Annotated in this window: 14 protein-coding genes; 3 read left to right on the top strand and 11 right to left on the bottom strand. The window is 71.8% G+C overall.

Annotation, left to right across the window (positions count from 1 at the left end):
• Positions 1–99: 99 nt before the first annotated feature.
• The 7 genes from ABZV77_RS31580 to ABZV77_RS31550 form a co-directional block, all read right to left on the bottom strand.
• Positions 100–3,060, bottom strand: coding sequence for a M14 family zinc carboxypeptidase (locus tag ABZV77_RS31580; RefSeq protein ID WP_356264176.1), 2,961 nt, complete (start codon positions 3,058–3,060; stop codon positions 100–102).
• A 161-nt stretch (positions 3,061–3,221) separates the two neighbouring features.
• A complete protein-coding gene (gene whiA / locus ABZV77_RS31575) occupies positions 3,222–4,211 on the bottom strand; it encodes a DNA-binding protein WhiA (protein WP_356264173.1) in 990 nt (329 codons plus the stop codon).
• A complete protein-coding gene (gene yvcK, locus ABZV77_RS31570) occupies positions 4,202–5,224 on the bottom strand; it encodes a uridine diphosphate-N-acetylglucosamine-binding protein YvcK (protein ID WP_356264170.1) in 1,023 nt (340 codons plus the stop codon). Before yvcK ends, whiA begins: the two co-directional genes overlap by 10 nt.
• Positions 5,221–6,156, bottom strand: a complete 936-nt coding sequence (gene rapZ, locus ABZV77_RS31565) for an RNase adapter RapZ (protein ID WP_356264167.1) — start codon at positions 6,154–6,156, stop codon at positions 5,221–5,223. Before rapZ ends, yvcK begins: the two co-directional genes overlap by 4 nt.
• Positions 6,153–8,276: an excinuclease ABC subunit UvrC gene (gene uvrC / locus ABZV77_RS31560; RefSeq protein ID WP_356264164.1), complete on the bottom strand. Its 2,124-nt coding sequence runs from the start codon at positions 8,274–8,276 to the stop codon at positions 6,153–6,155. The genes rapZ and uvrC overlap by 4 nt, the downstream gene beginning before the upstream one ends.
• Before the next feature lie 36 nt (positions 8,277–8,312).
• Positions 8,313–8,948 carry a L,D-transpeptidase gene (locus ABZV77_RS31555; RefSeq protein WP_356264161.1) on the bottom strand — a complete coding sequence of 212 codons (636 nt, stop codon included), beginning with the start codon at positions 8,946–8,948 and terminating at the stop codon, positions 8,313–8,315.
• Positions 8,938–9,492 carry a SigE family RNA polymerase sigma factor gene (locus tag ABZV77_RS31550; protein WP_356264159.1) on the bottom strand — a complete coding sequence of 185 codons (555 nt, stop codon included), beginning with the start codon at positions 9,490–9,492 and terminating at the stop codon, positions 8,938–8,940. Before ABZV77_RS31550 ends, ABZV77_RS31555 begins: the two co-directional genes overlap by 11 nt.
• A 123-nt stretch (positions 9,493–9,615) precedes the next feature.
• On the opposite strand from ABZV77_RS31550, the gene ABZV77_RS31545 reads away from it, so the two are divergent.
• Positions 9,616–10,578, top strand: coding sequence for a L,D-transpeptidase (locus ABZV77_RS31545; RefSeq protein ID WP_356264156.1), 963 nt, complete (start codon positions 9,616–9,618; stop codon positions 10,576–10,578).
• Positions 10,579–10,649: 71 nt separating this feature from the next.
• Here the strand turns inward: ABZV77_RS31545 and ABZV77_RS31540 are convergent, their stop codons facing one another.
• The gene (locus ABZV77_RS31540) at positions 10,650–11,498 is read right to left on the bottom strand and encodes a hypothetical protein (protein ID WP_356264153.1); all 849 of its coding nucleotides are present in this window, start codon (positions 11,496–11,498) and stop codon (positions 10,650–10,652) included.
• A gap of 5 nt (positions 11,499–11,503) precedes the next feature.
• Positions 11,504–12,214: a papain-like cysteine protease family protein gene (locus ABZV77_RS31535; protein ID WP_356264151.1), complete on the bottom strand. Its 711-nt coding sequence runs from the start codon at positions 12,212–12,214 to the stop codon at positions 11,504–11,506.
• Between the two features lie 224 nt (positions 12,215–12,438).
• On the opposite strand from ABZV77_RS31535, the gene ABZV77_RS31530 reads away from it, so the two are divergent.
• On the top strand, positions 12,439–13,398 hold the full coding sequence (locus ABZV77_RS31530) for a hypothetical protein (protein ID WP_356264148.1): 960 nt from the start codon (positions 12,439–12,441) through the stop codon (positions 13,396–13,398).
• Positions 13,399–13,425: 27 nt separating this feature from the next.
• Here the strand turns inward: ABZV77_RS31530 and ABZV77_RS31525 are convergent, their stop codons facing one another.
• Positions 13,426–13,851 (bottom strand): Rieske (2Fe-2S) protein, encoded by a 426-nt coding sequence (locus tag ABZV77_RS31525; RefSeq protein WP_356264145.1) that lies wholly within the window; start codon positions 13,849–13,851, stop codon positions 13,426–13,428.
• A 177-nt stretch (positions 13,852–14,028) separates the two neighbouring features.
• Between ABZV77_RS31525 and ABZV77_RS31520 the strand changes: the two genes are divergently transcribed.
• The gene (locus ABZV77_RS31520) at positions 14,029–14,967 is read left to right on the top strand and encodes a carbohydrate kinase (RefSeq protein ID WP_356264142.1); all 939 of its coding nucleotides are present in this window, start codon (positions 14,029–14,031) and stop codon (positions 14,965–14,967) included.
• 58 nt (positions 14,968–15,025) lie between these two features.
• Here ABZV77_RS31520 and ABZV77_RS31515 read toward each other — a convergent pair whose 3' ends face one another.
• Positions 15,026–15,880 carry a helix-turn-helix transcriptional regulator gene (locus ABZV77_RS31515; protein ID WP_356264140.1) on the bottom strand — a complete coding sequence of 285 codons (855 nt, stop codon included), beginning with the start codon at positions 15,878–15,880 and terminating at the stop codon, positions 15,026–15,028.
• Positions 15,881–15,952 lie beyond the last annotated feature (72 nt).

Raw genomic sequence — 15,952 nt, 5'->3', positions numbered from 1 at the left:
CCTCTGAGGTGACATCGAGAGGGGCCGTAAGCGGCACAAAGGCCCGTACCCCGGAGTAGGGGTACGGGCCGCCGGGACCTTCGTCCCGATTACGGAGTGTCAGCTGCGCAGATGTGCCAGGGAGGCGCCCATAAGAGCGGCCCTTTCGGCACTTCCGGGCACATGCTCGAAGCCGAAGCCGAGGAGCACGCTGTCACGCGCTGTGACCGCCGCGAAGGAGCGGTAGAGCTCCCCGGTCCGGGCCCAGTCGCCTGTGATATTGGGGCTTCCCGGCGGGGCCGGCGCGACGCTCCAGGTGCCGAGCGACGACTCGAATCCCTCGGTCTCCTTGACGTTGCCGTTGACGACCAGCTGCGCGTTGTCGGCGAAGAGGCCGCGGCCGCCGGTGGAGGGGTCGGTGACGGAGCTGAGAGCCACCTCGATCTTCTTGCCCGCGTAAGGGCTGAGGTCGAAGGCGACGGGCTTCCAGCCGCCGGAGGAACCGGTGAAGCTGTTCCAGGCGCCGCTGGTGCCGGACGCCGTGCAGCCGTTGGCACCGACCGTCAGGTAGTGGCGCAGGAACGGGTGGCCGTTGACGAAGAACCCGGCCGCGCACTCGGCGGGGACGGCTGCGGACGAGTTGCCGTTCTTGTCGGGCAGCGTCGTCCAGTCGTCGGCGCCGGTGGTGTGCGCCTCCAGGAGGCCGTGGTCGTAGCCGGTCTCCAGGTTCCAGTTGAGCGCGAACCGCAGCTCCGGCTGGTCGGCGGCCGTGACGCCGGTCAGGTCGATGGTGCGGGTGAGCCGCTTCCAGTCCTGGTCGGCGTGGGTGGCCGAGGCCATGCCCTGCCCCTCGAAGGGCGCGTACGGGTTGGTGAGGCCGGGGTAGGAGCCCGCGGCCGCGCTCTTGAACTGCGGGAACTTCTCGGGCGGCAGGCTGTCGGAGGTGACGGTGAAGCGTCCTGCCTTGTCGAGCGGGTTGTTGTCGGCGGCGCCGAGCGGGGTGCTGACCCCGTCGAGCGCGCCGCTGCCCTGGAAGCTCTTGGCGCCGGGCGCGGAGAGCCGCTCGTACGCGCCGAGGTAGTACTGCGCGAAGTCGTCGGTGAGGGCCTCGCCGAGGTCGACGTTGGTGCCGGTGCGCTCACCGGACTCGATGAGCTTGCCGCCCTCGTTGAGGTAGTCGCGCAGGGCGAGTTGGGTGGGCGCGCCGGGGACGGGGTCGCCGGTGTAGTGGACGACCGCGGAGAAGTGCGACAGGACGCCGAGCGGGTGCGGGACGCCCTGCTTGGCGACGTCCCAGACGGCGGCGGTGCGGCCGTTGGCCTCGATGGCGTCGACGTACTTCTGTGTCTGGGTGGCCGTCGCGCCCTCCTCGGCGACGACGAGCGTGTTCGCCTTCGGGCGTTCGGCGACGGTATAGGTGAAGTGCTCGCTCTGGCTGCCGCCGTTCTTCGTGCGGCCGGTGAACCACACCTCTACCTTGTCACCCACGCGTGCGCCCTCGACCTCGGCGCGGTACTCGTCGAAGTGGAGGTTGTCGGCGCCGCCGTAGGTCTCGCCGCCCTTCCAGGCCTTGAGGCTCTCGTCGTGCGTACGGCCGCCGTTGACGCGGTAGTTGAGCTTCTTGTCGCGCACCGACTTGCGGGCGGTGACGGCGACCTTCTGGTCGCCTCCGCGGGCGTACGAGGTGGCGAAGGTGTCCGGGGTGAAGTCCGGGGCCTCGATGCCGGTGACGGAGACCGGCTGGTCGGGGTGGAGTGCGGTCTCGGCGACGGCGAGCGCGAACGGGACGTTCTTGGCGAACTCCTGCTGGATCAGCTTCTCGTCGTCCGGGAAGGTGAAGATGGACGCGCAGTCCTCGGGCTTCCAGGCGTCGTTCGGGTCGATGTTCGACGCGGTCTGGCAGGTGGACATCTCCGGGGTGAACATCGAGATGCCGTTGACGTTGCCCGCGTGGCCGTCGGCCTCACCGTTGGTGGTGTAGAGCTCGGAGGAGACCTGCGGGTGGTAGCCGGGCACGGCGGGCTTCTCCGGGGTGCCGTTCAGCGCCCGGTAGAGCACGTCGTCCGGGGTCGGCGTGGCGACCTGCCAGCCCACTCCGTAGAGGAGCAGTTCGGCCGCGGAGTGGTAGTTGATCCCGTACGTGAAGCCGATGCGCTTCTGGAAGCGGTCGAGCGCCTTGGTCTCCGGCTCGGACATCGCTCCGGTGCCGCGGTAGGTCTCGGAGGAGGCGTCCGGGGACGAGCCCTCGTTGTCGTAGCCCCACTTGTAGGCGAAGTTGCGGTTGAGGTCGACGCCGTCGCCCGGCGCTATCTTGCCGTCGCCGTCGACGTCGCGCAGGTTCTTGCGCCACTGGCGGTTGGCGGTGGCGGCGTGCGTGAAGTCGTAGCCGTCGGGGTTGGCGGAGAGCACGAACCACAGCTCGGTGGAGTTCACGAGCTTGGTGATGCGCTTGTCCTTGCCGTAGTTGTCCAAGTAGTGGTGCATCAGGCGGCGGGTCATCTCGGGGGTGATCCACTCGCGCGCGTGCTGGTTGGACATGTAGAGCGTGGAGGGCTTGGAGCCGTCCTTGGACTTCTTGGCGTCCTTGGAGAGCTTCAGGGCGAGGATGTCCTTGCCCTGGAGGGTCTTGCCGATGGAGACGACCTTGGTGATGCCGGGGTTCGCCTGCCCGGTCTTGACGACCTCCTCCTGGAGACCGCCCTTTCCGCTGTACGGCCGGTAGACGCCGTCCCCCGCGGCCTTGAGCCGCTTCTGCGTCGCCGCCGACACCTTGTGCTCGCTGAGCTCGATGCCCTTGCGCTCGATGGCCTTGGCCTGGCCCTCGGTGAGGTACAGCTCGACGCGGCCGGTGCCGGTCTCGGGTGTCTGTCCCGCGAGTTCGTGGGCGTCCTGGCCCGCCTCGACGAGGATCGGTATCTGTTTCTTGGTGACCTCTGCCTGGTAGACCTGCACGGCCGCCGGGTCGTCGGCGGCCGGGGCCTTGCCCGGGCCGCTGGCCTGGGCGTGCGGTGCGGCGGCGAGGCCGCCGATGAGCAGTGCTCCGGTGGCGAGAACGGATCTCGCGCTCGCTCTTCGTCTCATGAGCCCCCCTTGCGGTTGTCCGGCACAGATGTGCTGGATGCCAGGCTCGTGACAGTGCATGATCATGTCAATACAGCGCGTGAAGGCGTGCGAGGCGGGCATGCGAAAGCCGCCGGTGCCCGGTGGGACACCAGCGGCTTACGTGACGTACGGGACCGGCGTCAGACCGCCATGTTGTCCGCGAGCTCGTCGCTCAAGTTGGACTCCGTGCCCGCGATGCCCAGGTCCTGGGCCCGCTTGTCGGCCATGGCGAGCAGGCGGCGGATGCGGCCCGCGACGGCGTCCTTCGTCAGCACCGGGTCGGCGAGCGCGCCCAGCTCCTCCAGGGAGGCCTGCTTGTGCTCCATGCGCAGACGCCCGGCGGCCGCGAGGTGCTCCGGCACCTCGTCGCCGAGGATCTCCAGGGCGCGCTGCACACGGGCCCCCGCGGCGACGGCCGCACGGGCCGAGCGGCGCAGGTTCGCGTCGTCGAAGTTGGCCAGGCGGTTGGCGGTGGCGCGCACCTCGCGGCGCATCCGCCGCTCCTCCCAGGCGAGCACCGACTCGTGCGCCCCGAGCCGGGTGAGCAGCGCGCCGATCGCGTCACCGTCGCGCACGACGACGCGGTCCACGCCCCGCACCTCACGGGCCTTGCTGGCGATCTGCAGCCTGCGCGCGGCACCGACCAGCGCGAGCGCGGCCTCCGGGCCCGGGCAGGTCACCTCCAGGGAGGAGGAGCGGCCGGGCTCGGTGAGCGAGCCGTGCGCGAGGAACGCCCCGCGCCAGGCCGCCTCGGCGTCGCAGGTGGCCCCGGAGACCACCTGCGGCGGCAGCCCCCGGATGGGGCGGCCGCGGCCGTCGACGAGTCCCGTCTGGCGGGCCAGCTGGTCGCCGCCCGCCACGACACGGACCACGTAGCGCGAGCCGCGCCGCAGGCCGCCGGGGGCCATCACGATCAGCTCCGAGCTGTGCCCGAAGATCTCCAGGATGTCCCGCTTGAGCCGCCGGGCGGCCATCGCGGTGTCCAGCTCCGCCTCGATCACGATGCGGCCGCTCACCAGGTGAAGGCCGCCCGCGAACCGCAGGATCGCCGAGACCTCTGCTTTTCTGCAGCAGGTCCGGGTGACGGGGAGCCGGGAGATCTCGTCCTTCACCGCTGCCGTCATCGCCATGGGCCGATCCTTCCATGCATCCGAAAAATACGGTCGTACGCGGCTGCCAGGAGCTCCGGGTCGTGCCTCGGAGTCCCGTCGGGCCGGGCCACCGGCGCCAGCTCGACCGTGGCACCGAGCCGCTTGGCGGCATCGGTCAGTGACTCACGGTCGGGCACGGCGGCCTCGTCGGCCAGCACCACGTCCAGGGCGAGTTTAGGGGCGTGTCGGGCCAAAACCTCCAAATGACGCTGCGGAGAGAACCCTTCGGTTTCTCCCGGTTGCGGCGCGAGGTTGAGCGAGAGGACCTTGCGGGCCTTCGTCTCGGTGAGCGCGTCGAGCAGTTCGGGGACCAGCAGGTGCGGGATCACCGAGGAGAACCAGGAGCCGGGGCCGAGCACCACCCAGTCCGCGTCGAGCACGGCGGCGACCGTCTCGGGAACCGCGGGCGGGTCGTGCGGGACGACCTGGACGGACTGGACCTCGCCGGGCGTGAGCGCGACCGTGGCCTGTCCGCGCACGGTGTCCACGTCGTAGGGGCGCTCCGGGTCGTGGCCCTTGACCAGGGCCTGGAGCTCCAGCGGCACGGCCGACATGGGCAGCACGCGGCCCTGCGCGCCGAGCAGCCTGCCGACCAGGTCCAGCGCCTGGACGTGGTCGCCGAGCTGCTCCCACAGGGCGACGATCAGCAGATTGCCGACCGCGTGCTCGTGCAGGTCGCCCTTGGACTGGAAGCGGTGCTGGATGACGCGGGACCAGGTCTGGCCCCAGTCGTCGTCGCCGCAGAGCGCGGCGAGGGCCTTGCGCAGGTCGCCGGGCGGCAGCACGCCGAGCTCGTCGCGCAAGCGGCCGCTGGAGCCGCCGTCGTCGGCGACCGTGACGACGGCGGTGAGGTCACCGGCTCCGGTGATGCGGCGCAGCGCGGCGAGCGAGGCGGACAGGCCCATGCCCCCGCCGAGCGCGACCACCTTCGGCTGGGCGCCCCGCTTGCGGCCCAGTCGGCTCAGGCGGACGCTCCGGCGGTGCGGCGTCATTCGCGCCCCATGTCCCGGTGGACGATGACGGTCTCCACACCCTCGGACACCAGGCGCGCCGCGAGCTTCTCCGACATGGCGACGGAGCGGTGCTTGCCGCCGGTGCAGCCGACCGCGATCGTCACGTACCGCTTGCCCTCGCGGCGGTAGCCCGCGGCGATGAGCTGGAGCATTTCCGCGTACCTGTCGAGGAACTCCTTGGCGCCCGGCTGGTTGAAGACGTACGCCGCCACCTCCTCGTTGAGGCCGGTGTACTGGCGCAGCTCGGGGACCCAGTGCGGGTTCGGCAGGAAGCGCATGTCCACGACCAGGTCGGCGTCGACCGGCAGGCCGTACTTGAAGCCGAAGGACATGACGGTGGCCCGCAGCTCGGGCTCTTCCTCGCCCGCGAACGAGGCGTCCATCTTGGCGCGCAGCTCGTGCACGTTCAGGCTGGAGGTGTCGATGACCAGGTCGGCGTCGCCGCGCAGCTCGCGCAGCAGGTCGCGCTCGGCCGCGATGCCGTCGACGATGCGGCCGTCGCCCTGCAGCGGGTGCGGGCGGCGGACCGATTCGAAGCGGCGGACCAGGGCGTCGTCGGAGGACTCCAGGAAGACGATGCGCCGTGTGACGTTCTTCGACTCCAGCTCGGCGAGGGAGTCGCGGAGGTTGTCGAAGAACCGCCTGCCGCGCACGTCGACGACGACCGCGATGCGGGCGACGTTGCCCTGCGAGCGGGCGCCGAGCTCCACCATGGTGGGGATCAGCGCGGGCGGCAGGTTGTCGACCACGAACCAGCCGAGGTCCTCCAGGCACTTTGCCGCCGTGCTGCGTCCGGCACCCGACATGCCCGAGATGATCACCAGCTCGGGGATCGCGGCGTCCGGGACGGCCGGCGTCTCGTTGGGCGTGGCCGCACTCACTTGTTCTCCACCTTCGTCGTGCTCGCTCATGTCTCCTGCCCCCGTCGTTCTTCCGGGGTGCCCGCGGTCACGGGCTCCCCGCTCTCATTCTCCCCGGGCCCGCCCTCGGCGGGCGGCTCCCGGTCGTCGTCGGCCGCGGCGAACGGCTCGTCGTCGTCCAGGATCTCTCCGGTGGTCACGTTGACCGCGGGGGCGGCGGGGGCCGCCTGGGCGAGGGCCACCGCGATGGCCTCGGCCGTCTTGCGGCCCACTCCCGGAACCTCGCAGATCTGGTCGATTGTCGCGGATCGCAGCCGCTTCACCGAACCGAAGTGCTTGATCAGCGTACGTTTCCGGGCATCGCCGAGGCCGCGGACCTCGTCCAGCGGCCCGGCCTTGAAGCGCTTGGCCCGCTTGGTGCGCTGGTAGGTGATGGCGAAGCGGTGCGCTTCGTCACGTACCCGCTGGAGGAGGTAGAGCCCTTCGCTGGTGCGCGGCAGAATGACCGGATCGTCCTCGTCGGGGACCCAGACCTCCTCCAGGCGCTTGGCCAGGCCGCACACCGCGATGTCGTCGATGCCGAGCTCGTCGAGGGCTCTCTTGGCCGCGGCGACCTGGGGCTGTCCGCCGTCCACCACGACGAGCTGGGGCGGGTAGGCGAAACGCTTGGGACGGCCGTCCTCCTCGGTGGGGCCGTTGTCCGAGACCTCGCCGGTCTCCTCGTCCACCCACTCCCCGGTCCGCTCCTTCTCGGCGAGGTAGCGCCTGAAGCGGCGCATGATCACCTCGTGCATGGAGCGGACGTCGTCCTGGCCCTCGCCGTGCCAGATTTGCGTGTCTCCGACACGACCCTTGATCTGGAAGCGGCGGTACTCGCTCTTCCTGGCGAGGCCGTCCTCGAAGACGACCATCGACGCCACGACGTCGTCGCCCTGGAGGTGCGAGATGTCGTAGCACTCGATGCGCAGCGGGGCGCTGTCCAGCTCCAGGGCGGCGGCGATCTCCTCCAGCGCGCGCGAGCGCGTGGTCAGGTCGGAGGCGCGCTTGGTCTTGTGCAGAACGAGGGACTGCTGCGCGTTGCGCGCGACGGTCTCCATGAGGGCCTTCTTGTCGCCGCGCTGCGGGATGCGCAGCGAGACGTTCGCGCCGCGGCGCTCGGTCAGCCACTCCTGGACCGGCTCTATCGGGTCGGGCAGCGCGGGGACGAGCACCTCCTTGGGCACGGCGTCGCCGCGCTCCTCCCCGTACAGCTGCTGGAGGGCGTGCTCGACGAGGTCTCCGCTGGTGACCGCCTCGACCTTGTCGGTGACCCAGCCGCGCTGGCCGCGCACGCGCCCGCCGCGGACGTGGAAGATCTGCACGGCGGCCTCCAGCTCGTCCTCGGCGAGGGCGATGAGGTCGGCGTCCGTGGCGTCGGCGAGGACGACGGCGCTCTTCTCCATGGCCTTCTTGAGGGCTTCGATGTCGTCGCGCAGGCGGCCCGCCCGCTCGTACTCCATCTCCTCGGCCGCGTCCGTCATCTGCCGCTCCAGGCGGCGGATGTACGTGCCCGTGCGGCCCGCCATGAAGTCGCAGAAGTCCTCGGCGAGTTCGCGGTGTTCGTCGGGCGTGATGCGCTCCACGCAGGGCGCCGAGCACTTGCCGATGTAGCCGAGCAGGCAGGGGCGGCCGGTGCGGGCGGCGTTCTTGAACACACCGGCGGAGCACGTCCGGACGGGGAAGGCGCGCAGCAGCAGGTCGACCGTGTCGCGGATCGCCCACGCGTGGCCGTACGGACCGAAGTAGCGCACGCCCTTCTTCTTGGCGCCGCGCATCACCTGCACGCGCGGGAACTCCTCGTTCATCGTCACCGCGAGGTACGGATAGCTCTTGTCGTCGCGGTACTTGACGTTGAACCGGGGGTCGAACTCCTTGATCCAGGAGTACTCCAGCTGCAGCGCCTCGACCTCGGTGGTGACGACCGTCCACTCGACGGAGGCCGCCGTGGTCACCATGGAGCGGGTGCGGGGGTGGAGACCGGCCAGGTCCTGGAAGTAGTTGGCCAGGCGCTGGCGCAGGCTCTTGGCCTTCCCGACGTAGATCACCCGGCGGTGCTCGTCGCGGAATTTGTAGACCCCCGGGGCGTCGGGGATCTGTCCCGGCTTGGGGCGGTAGCTGGAAGGGTCGGCCATGTCGGACAGCCTACTGGCGGCCGCTGACAGTACGGGTCAGCGAGCGGGGCGACCGGCGCGGACGGTGATCACGTCGCCGGGTTCGAGACGCCCGTGGAGCGTGCGGGCGTCGTCGGGGCGCAGGCCGATCCAGCCCTTGGTGACGTCCATGGTCCCCGGCGCCTTCTCGTTGTAGGTCAGCGCGACGACGTAGTTGGTGCCGCCGTCGGGGGTGCGCAGCTCGACGACCCAGGGCAGCGTCATGTCGTACTCGCCGGGGCCGAACTCCTCCGCGGGCATGCGCTTCTGGGGGTAGGTGGCGACGACCGTCATCCGGCCGGTGGGGGTGGGGTGCGCGGCGGTGCCCGCGGAGACGGGCAGCTCCCGGCCGTCGAGCGTCATCCGGTGCCGGGACAGGTCGACCGTGGCGGCGGGGCGGCGGGTGCTCTCGGTGGCGACGGGCGCCGGTTTCCGGTGCGGGCGTTCATCGTCGGAGCCGGAGCCGGTGGTCAGGAGCCCGGCCGCGACGGTCACGGCCACGGCCGCCGTGACGAGGGTCGCGCCCGCGGCGGCGGCACGGCGGCGGCGTCCGCGCGCCGTGGCACGGCGGCGGATCTCGGCGCCGGGCACGGGAGGCGGCGTCCGGTGGTCGGCCGCCAGGTCACGGAGCGCGGAGGTCAGGTCATCGGACACGGCCACTCTCCTTCGCGCTCTGCCCGTCGCCGTCGTCGTCGCCTGCGCCGCCGCCGGAGCCCGGTCCGTCCCGCTCGGCGGACAACTGCGCGGCGAGCGCCGCCCGGCCGCGCGAGAGGCGGGCCTTGACCGTCCCGACGGGCGAGCCGGTCTCGGAGGCTACCTGCTCCACACTCAGGTCGCACAGGTGGTGCAGCACGACGGCGGTGCGCTGCGCCTCCGGGAGGGTGCGCAGCGCCTGCACCAGGGCGGTGTGTTCGGGTCCCGGTCCCGCGACGCGGTCGGCGGGCGGGTTCTTGCGCACGAGGTCCAGCCAGCGCCGGGCCCGGCGCCAGCGGCTCACCGCGAGGCGCAGGGCGACGGTACGTATCCAGGCCTCGGGGGCCTCGTCGGCGAGGAAGCTCTGACGGCGGTCCCAGGCCCGTACGAACGCCTCCTGGACGACGTCCTGCGCTTCGCCGTGATCACCGATGAGCGCGTACAACTGGCCGACCAGACGCGGGAAGGCGGATGCGTAGAACGCATCGAACTCGTCCTCCGTCATGCCCCGCGCCCCCGTCCGGCCCACCGGATCACGTGATCTGAAAATTCCCGCACCTGGTGTGCAACCCGCCGCCTCCCCCGTGCGTACAGGTCGCGTATATCGAAACACAGCCCAGGGGGACCGATGACCACAGGAATGACGACGGCCAGGCGCGCCACGCGCGCGTGGGGAGCCGCGGCGCTCTGTTCGCTCGCGCTCGCGGGGTGCACCGCGCAGGGCGGGGCCGACCAGGGCCGGGGATCCGACCCGAAGGACGCGGCGACCGCGGCGGACCGCGCGTCGTCCGCGCGGCAGAAGCCGGAGCGGCCCACGGCGAGGCCCGCCCCTGATCCCGCCGCACTCAAGGGCGTGCGGATCAACGTCTCCAACGGACAGACCGTCGGCGTCGGCATGCCGATATCGCTCACCTTCGCCCGTCCGGTGCCGGTGGCGGAACGGGCCGCGGTCGAGCGGCGCCTGAAGGTGGAGACCGACCCCGGTGTGACGGGCTCGTGGAGCTGGGTGCAGGACCGCAACCTGCCCGAGGGCCAGCGCGTCGACTACCGGCCGCGCGAACGGTGGAAGCCCGGTACGGAGGTCACCGTCCGGGCGGGGTCCGGGACCACCCGGACCTTTGAGGTGGGCCGTTCCCTCGTTGCCACCGTCGACGTGCGGACCCACACGATGACGGTGGTGAAGGACGGCAGGCCGCGCGAGGTGAAGGTGACGGCGGGCGCCCCCGGCATGGACACCTGGAACGGCACCATGGTCGTCCTGGACAAGCAGTCCCGCGTGCTCATGGATTCCCGGACCGTGGGCTACGGAAAGGCGTACAAGGACTACTACAACTACGCGGTGCACCTGACGGCTTCGGGTACCTACCTGCACGAGAACCCGAACGCGAACGCCACCGCGGGCGAGAGCAACGTGACGCACGGCTGCATAGGCCTGGCCACCGACGGGACCGCAAGGCGCTTCTACGAAGAGGTCATCCCCGGCGACATCGTGCGGGTCGTCGGCTCCAAGGAGACCGTGGCGGCGGGCAACGGCTACGGCGGCTGGAACGTCGGCTGGAAGCAGTGGCGTGCTGGCAGTGCGCTGAACTGAGGGCCGACGAGAGACCCAGCCAGGAAGGTCTGCGGAGCGGCGACCGGCGTCCCGGCCGCCGCTCCCCCGGGTCAGCCCCGCTGCCGGGCGCCGCGGCGCCGGACGAGCGCCGCCCCGGAGAGGCCGAGGGCGACCAGCGCCCCCGCGCCCGCCAGCGACGAGGCGACCGTGACCGGGCCCTCGGCGGACGACGCGGGACCCGTCTCCGGTTCGTCGTAGCCGCCCGCCTTGCCCGACTTCGCGTACGCGGAGCCCGGCAGCTTGTCGGCGTACGCCTTCCGCACGCGCTCGCGGTAGGCGGCGACCGAGGTTCCCTCGGCGCCCACGGCACGTATCGCGTCCTTGTCGAGGGGCAGCACGCGCGCGTGGGCATCGTCCCCGCCGTCCCTGACGTACCAGGCGTTGATCTGCGGCTCGTGGAAGACGGTGCCTCCGGGCAGCTTCTTGGCACCCACGCGCGCGTAGTGGGTCTCGTCGTCCCCGGTGGCGATGTTCACGACCTGCCAGGAACCGCCCCGCTCGACGGTCCAGAGGGAGGCCTCCTGGCCGTCTGAGGAGACCGCCTTGCTGGCGAGGAACTCCAGGCTGGCGATGGGTGCGCCCTTCTTGCCCGCGACGAAGTCCGCGGAGAGGTAGTAGACGGGCACGGCCTTGCCCTCGACGCGCGGGTCGGCCGCGGCCTTGGTGACCGCTCCCTCCCTGGCGAAGAAGCGGGAGAGCGTGTCGAGGGTCTTCGGCGCCCCCGCCGCCCGGTGCGCGGCGTCCCGGGAGGCCGCCGAGGGTGCGGCGGGGCGGGAGTCGGCGGAGGCCGCCGGGGCGGCCAGGCCGAGGAGCAGGGTGGCGGCGGTGCCCGCGAGGGCGGCCCTGACCAGGTGGCCGGGGAGGTGGCCGGAGAGCTGGCGGGGAAGGTGACGGGTCATCGCTCTCACGCCCCGATCCGGTAGAGCGAGTGGGTCCAGGAGAAGGTGTTGTTGTCGATGTACCAGTCGTGCGAGGCCCAGTTGTAGCGGTCGTTGGAGGGCCAGGGATCGCCCCAGTAGACCCAGCTGCTCGCGTCGTCGTAGCCGTAGAGGACGTGCATGTGGCCGCCGCCGTTGGACCATTGGATGCGGGTCTCGACCGGGCGGCCCGCGTCGATCTCGGCCTTCACGGTCGGATAGCGCAGCCAGCCGGTGACGTACGAGCCGGAGTTGATGCCCGCCCAGCGCAGACCGTTCTGCACATTGCCGAGGGTGGCCTGGTTGTTGGGGCACTCGGTGTTCTGGTTGCGCCCGAAGGCGGCGTTGCAGAACTGGTTCTGGCTGTAGTTGCGGCCCAGGAAGGTCGCGATGGTGTTTCCGGCCGCGGCCCAGCACCAGTTGGTCTTCTGCTGGGCCTGCATGGTGATGTTCAGCCGCTTGGCTGCGAGGACGGACGGGTCGGCGGCGTTCTTGGCCGTGGTGGCCGTAGTGGCATGGGCGGTGGTGGCGGTCGCCGTGCGGGCCTCGGGCGCGGCCGACAGGGCGGGGACGGGGTCGAGCGGGGCCGCCGTGGCCGTGGCCACGGGCGCGGCGAACAGGGCCGCCGTGACGACGGCGAGCGCGGAGAGGCGTCTCCGCCTGCCGACGCTGCCGCTCCTGCTGTGTGGTGGGCGCATCGCGTTCCTCCCGTGCGGGGTGGGGTGTGGAGGAGCGCGTCCGGACGCTGCGATTGAGCATCAAGTGTTGTCGGGTGCAGGTCAACACGCTTCAATGCGGGATTACTTGAGGCGTGAACGGCGGCGTACGGATGTGAACGCGAGCCGCGCGTCCACCTGGCAGCCCGCCCCCACCGGCGCGAACGCCGGAACGCAGATGTGAACGTTCACAGAAGGAGCCCGCTTTGCGGCACGGCACACCACTCGCGGCGGAACCCGAGCCCGATGCGCCCGCGGACCTGGAGGCCGCCCTGCGCACCGGCCCCTTCCACCTCGCGCTGCGCACCGCCATCGCCGCGCGGCGCCTGCCCCTGCAGCGCATACGCCACCATCTGGTGCGGCACGGCGTCAATGTCGGGGTGACGAGCCTCAGTTACTGGCAGCAGGGCGCCCGCCGCCCCCAACGCGCCGAGTCCCTGCGCGCCGTACGCGCCCTGGAGGAGATCCTCCAGCTCCCGGAGGAATCACTCATCCGGCTGCTCGTACGGCCTGCGGACCGCGCGGACCGGGCCCGGCCGGCCGCCCGCTCGTACCGCTCCCTGGTGGAGGCCTCCGACGTGCTGCGGTCCCTCCTGACCGACCTCGGCTCGCCGGTCGACGGCGGACTGCACACCATCGGCCACCACGAGCGGGTGCGGATCGGCGCGGAACGCGAGCTGCTCGGCCGCGAGTCGCAGCACATCGTGCGCGCCCACCGGGACGGCGTGGACCGCTATGTGGCCATCCACCACGGCGACCCCGGGTGCGCCCCGGACCGCGTCCGGGTGCTCGCCCTGGAGAACTGCCGCACGGGACGGGTGCGCTGGCACCAGAAGACGGGGGTGCTGGTCGCCGAGCTGCTCTTCGACGCCCGGCTGCGCGCGGGCGACACCCATCTGTTCGGCTACGGCTTCGAGGACGGCACGGCAGGGGCCGCCACCGAGTACATGCGCGGCTTCACCTACGCGGGCGGCCAGTACGCGCTGCAGATCCGCTACGACGAGGCCGCCCTGCCCGTACGCTGCCACCGCTTCACACAGCACTCGGCGGCGGCCCCGCGCGGCGGGCGGCAGGAGCTGACGCTGAGCGGCAACCACCGCTCGGTGCACACGGTCGAGCCGCAGGTGCGGGCGGGGATCCTGGGGATCGCGTGGGACTGGGAGTGAGTCCCGCGGAGTGAGGCCCCGGCCTGCTCAGGCCTTCTTCGCCGGACCCGCGACGATCTTGCCGTTCGCCACCTTCACCGGCACTTCGGGCAGCGGCTCGACGGCCGGCTCGTGCAGCACCTTGCCGTTGGTGGCGTCGAACTGGCTGCCGTGGCACTGGCAGATCAGCTTGTGTCCCTCCAGATTCTGGATGGGGCACCGCGCGTGGGTGCAGATCGTGCTGTACGCCTTGTACTCGTCGTCGGAGATCCGGCTGACCACGACGTTGCTGTCCTTGTACAGCTTCGAGGCGCCCACCTTCACGTCGTCGGCCTTCCCGAGGTCCACCGGCGCGGTCGGCGCCGACCGGTTCGACCCGTCGCCGGAGGAGCAGGCGGTGAGCCCGAGTCCGACGGCCGGGGCGAGAGCGGCGGCCCGCAGCACGGTGCGGCGGGCGTGGGGCGTGCCGGACATGGTGTCTCCACAGGTCAGGAGGGCATCGGTGACGGATCAGACCATACCGGTGCACCGCGCCGCGACCGGGTCGGGCACGACCGTGCCCGAGTCCTGCCCGGTTCCGCCCGCCGCGCCGCGCACGGCCTAGCCTGAGCCCGGCGAGCCCACCCGGACGGTGCCTGAGAGGAATGACCCGTGATTGTCGTCGCAGGAGAGGCCCTGATCGACCTCGTGCCGCAGGGAGCGGACGGCGGGCCGCACGAAGGCGGAGCCGGTGACGCGGGGCTGCCCGCGCTCGCGCCGCGCCTCGGCGGCGGCCCGTACAACACCGCCGTGGCGCTCGGCAGGCTCGGCTCCCCCGTCGCCTTCTGCTCACGCGTCTCCCGGGACGCGTTCGGCGAGGCGCTGCTGGACGGGCTGCGGGCGGCCGGAGTCGACGTGACGCCCGTGCGGCGCGGTCCTGAACCGACGACGCTCGCCGTCGCCTCGATCGGCGCGGACGGCTCGGCGGGGTACTCCTTCTATGTCGAGGGCACGGCCGACCGGCTCTTCGAGGCGCCCGACCGGCTCCCCGACGGCGTACGGGCGATGTCGTTCGGCACCTGCTCGCTCGTCCTGGAGCCGGGCGCGAGTGCGTACGAGGAGCTGATGCGGCGGGCGGCGGCGGACGGCGTCTTCACGGCTCTCGACCCGAACGTACGCGCCGGTCTGATCCCCGACCCGGACGCCTACCGCGCCCGGTTCAAGAGCTGGCTGCCGTCGGTGTCGCTGCTCAAGCTGTCGCAGGAGGACGCCGACTGGCTCGGCGGCACCCCGCACGAGTGGCTGGCATCGGGGCCCGCGGCCGTGGTCGTCACGCACGGCGGGGACGGTCTTTCGCTGTACACGCGGGACGGTACGGAGCTGCGCGTGCCCGGCGAGAAGGTCGACGTGGTCGACACGATCGGCGCGGGCGACACCGTCAACGCGGCGCTGTTGCACGGCCTTTGCGCGCGGGACGCGCTGTCGCCCCGGGGGCTGGCCGGTCTCGGCGCGGAGGGCTGGACCGGCGTCCTGCGGTTCGCGGCGCGCGCGGCGGCGCTCACCTGCTCCCGGGCGGGCGCGGAGCCTCCGTACGCGACGGAACTCGCCTGACCGCTGCCTCCCCCGACCGGCGGGCGTGCCGTCAGTGCCTTCAGTGCCGTCAGTCCCGTCAGCCGTTCACGACGTGCAGGCCGCCGGGTCTGCGGCCGGTGAGCCGGTCCAGGGCGGCCGACGTGGCTCCGTCGGCCGGGATGTAGACGATCAGGCGCTGCGGGTCGATGTCGGGCAGCGCGAGCGTCTCATACTCAAGGCGGAGCGGGCCTGCCTCCGGGTGGGTGATGCGCTGGACGCCACTGCGGCGGGGCAGCACGGGCGCACCGGATAGGCGGTCGGCGAACGGCGCGCCCGCGTCGACGGTCAGCTCGTCGGTGAAGCCCCGCACATGGGAGTCGTCGAGCATGGACTCGGTCTTGAGGTGCCCGACCAGGTCGTCGGCGAGGCGGTCCCACTCGGGGTAGGCGGCACGGGCCCGTTCGTCGGTGAAGGCGTACCGGGCGAGGTTGGGACGCTCGCCGTCCAGGATGCCGAGGGGTTCCGCGATCCGCCGGTAGCCCGTCGTGCAGGCCAGCACGTCCGCGAGGCGGTTGAGCAGGACGGCGGGCGTGGGCTCCAGGCTGTCCAGGATGGCGCGCACGGTGGGCCGGACCGACTCGGCCGGTGCGACGGCCGACGGGCAGCAGGTGGCCGAGCCGCGCTCCTCCTCCAGTCGGCGCAGGTGGATGCGCTCCTCGACCCTCAGGTGCAGCGCGTCGGCGAGCGCGCCGAGCACCTGGGCGGACGGGTGGCGGTCCCTGCCCTGTTCCAGCCGGGTGAGGTACTCGACGCTGATTCCGGCGAGGGTCGCGACCTCGGAGCGGCGCAGGCCCGGTGTTCGGCGGCGGGGGCCGCTGGGCAGTCCGACCTCGGTGGGTGTGACGGCTTCCCTGCGCGCTCGCAGGAAGGCGCCCAGCTCGTTCTCGCTCACGACTCGTTCTCGCTCACGGTGCGAACGTATCAGCGGTCCCGGTCCGGATCGTGGCCCTGTCACTACCAGCCT

Origin of the sequence: Streptomyces sp. NPDC004732 (assembly GCF_040609235.1) — a bacterium.
Lineage (GTDB): Bacteria > Actinomycetota > Actinomycetes > Streptomycetales > Streptomycetaceae > Streptomyces.
This window is presented reverse-complemented; position numbering and strand designations above follow the sequence as displayed.

What these genes read in the sequence shown, in the direction of transcription:
- ABZV77_RS31580 (WP_356264176.1), bottom strand. Translation starts at nt 3,060, where the DNA reads ATGAGACGAAGAGCGAGCGCGAGATCCGTTCTCGCCACCGGAGCACTG.
- whiA (WP_356264173.1), bottom strand. Translation starts at nt 4,211, where the DNA reads ATGGCGATGACGGCAGCGGTGAAGGACGAGATCTCCCGGCTCCCCGTC.
- yvcK (WP_356264170.1), bottom strand. Translation starts at nt 5,224, where the DNA reads ATGACGCCGCACCGCCGGAGCGTCCGCCTGAGCCGACTGGGCCGCAAG.
- rapZ (WP_356264167.1), bottom strand. Translation starts at nt 6,156, where the DNA reads ATGAGCGAGCACGACGAAGGTGGAGAACAAGTGAGTGCGGCCACGCCC.
- uvrC (WP_356264164.1), bottom strand. Translation starts at nt 8,276, where the DNA reads ATGGCCGACCCTTCCAGCTACCGCCCCAAGCCGGGACAGATCCCCGAC.
- ABZV77_RS31550 (WP_356264159.1), bottom strand. Translation starts at nt 9,492, where the DNA reads ATGACGGAGGACGAGTTCGATGCGTTCTACGCATCCGCCTTCCCGCGT.
- ABZV77_RS31545 (WP_356264156.1), top strand. Translation starts at nt 9,616, where the DNA reads ATGACCACAGGAATGACGACGGCCAGGCGCGCCACGCGCGCGTGGGGA.
- ABZV77_RS31540 (WP_356264153.1), bottom strand. Translation starts at nt 11,498, where the DNA reads ATGACCCGTCACCTTCCCCGCCAGCTCTCCGGCCACCTCCCCGGCCAC.
- ABZV77_RS31535 (WP_356264151.1), bottom strand. Translation starts at nt 12,214, where the DNA reads ATGCGCCCACCACACAGCAGGAGCGGCAGCGTCGGCAGGCGGAGACGC.
- ABZV77_RS31525 (WP_356264145.1), bottom strand. Translation starts at nt 13,851, where the DNA reads ATGTCCGGCACGCCCCACGCCCGCCGCACCGTGCTGCGGGCCGCCGCT.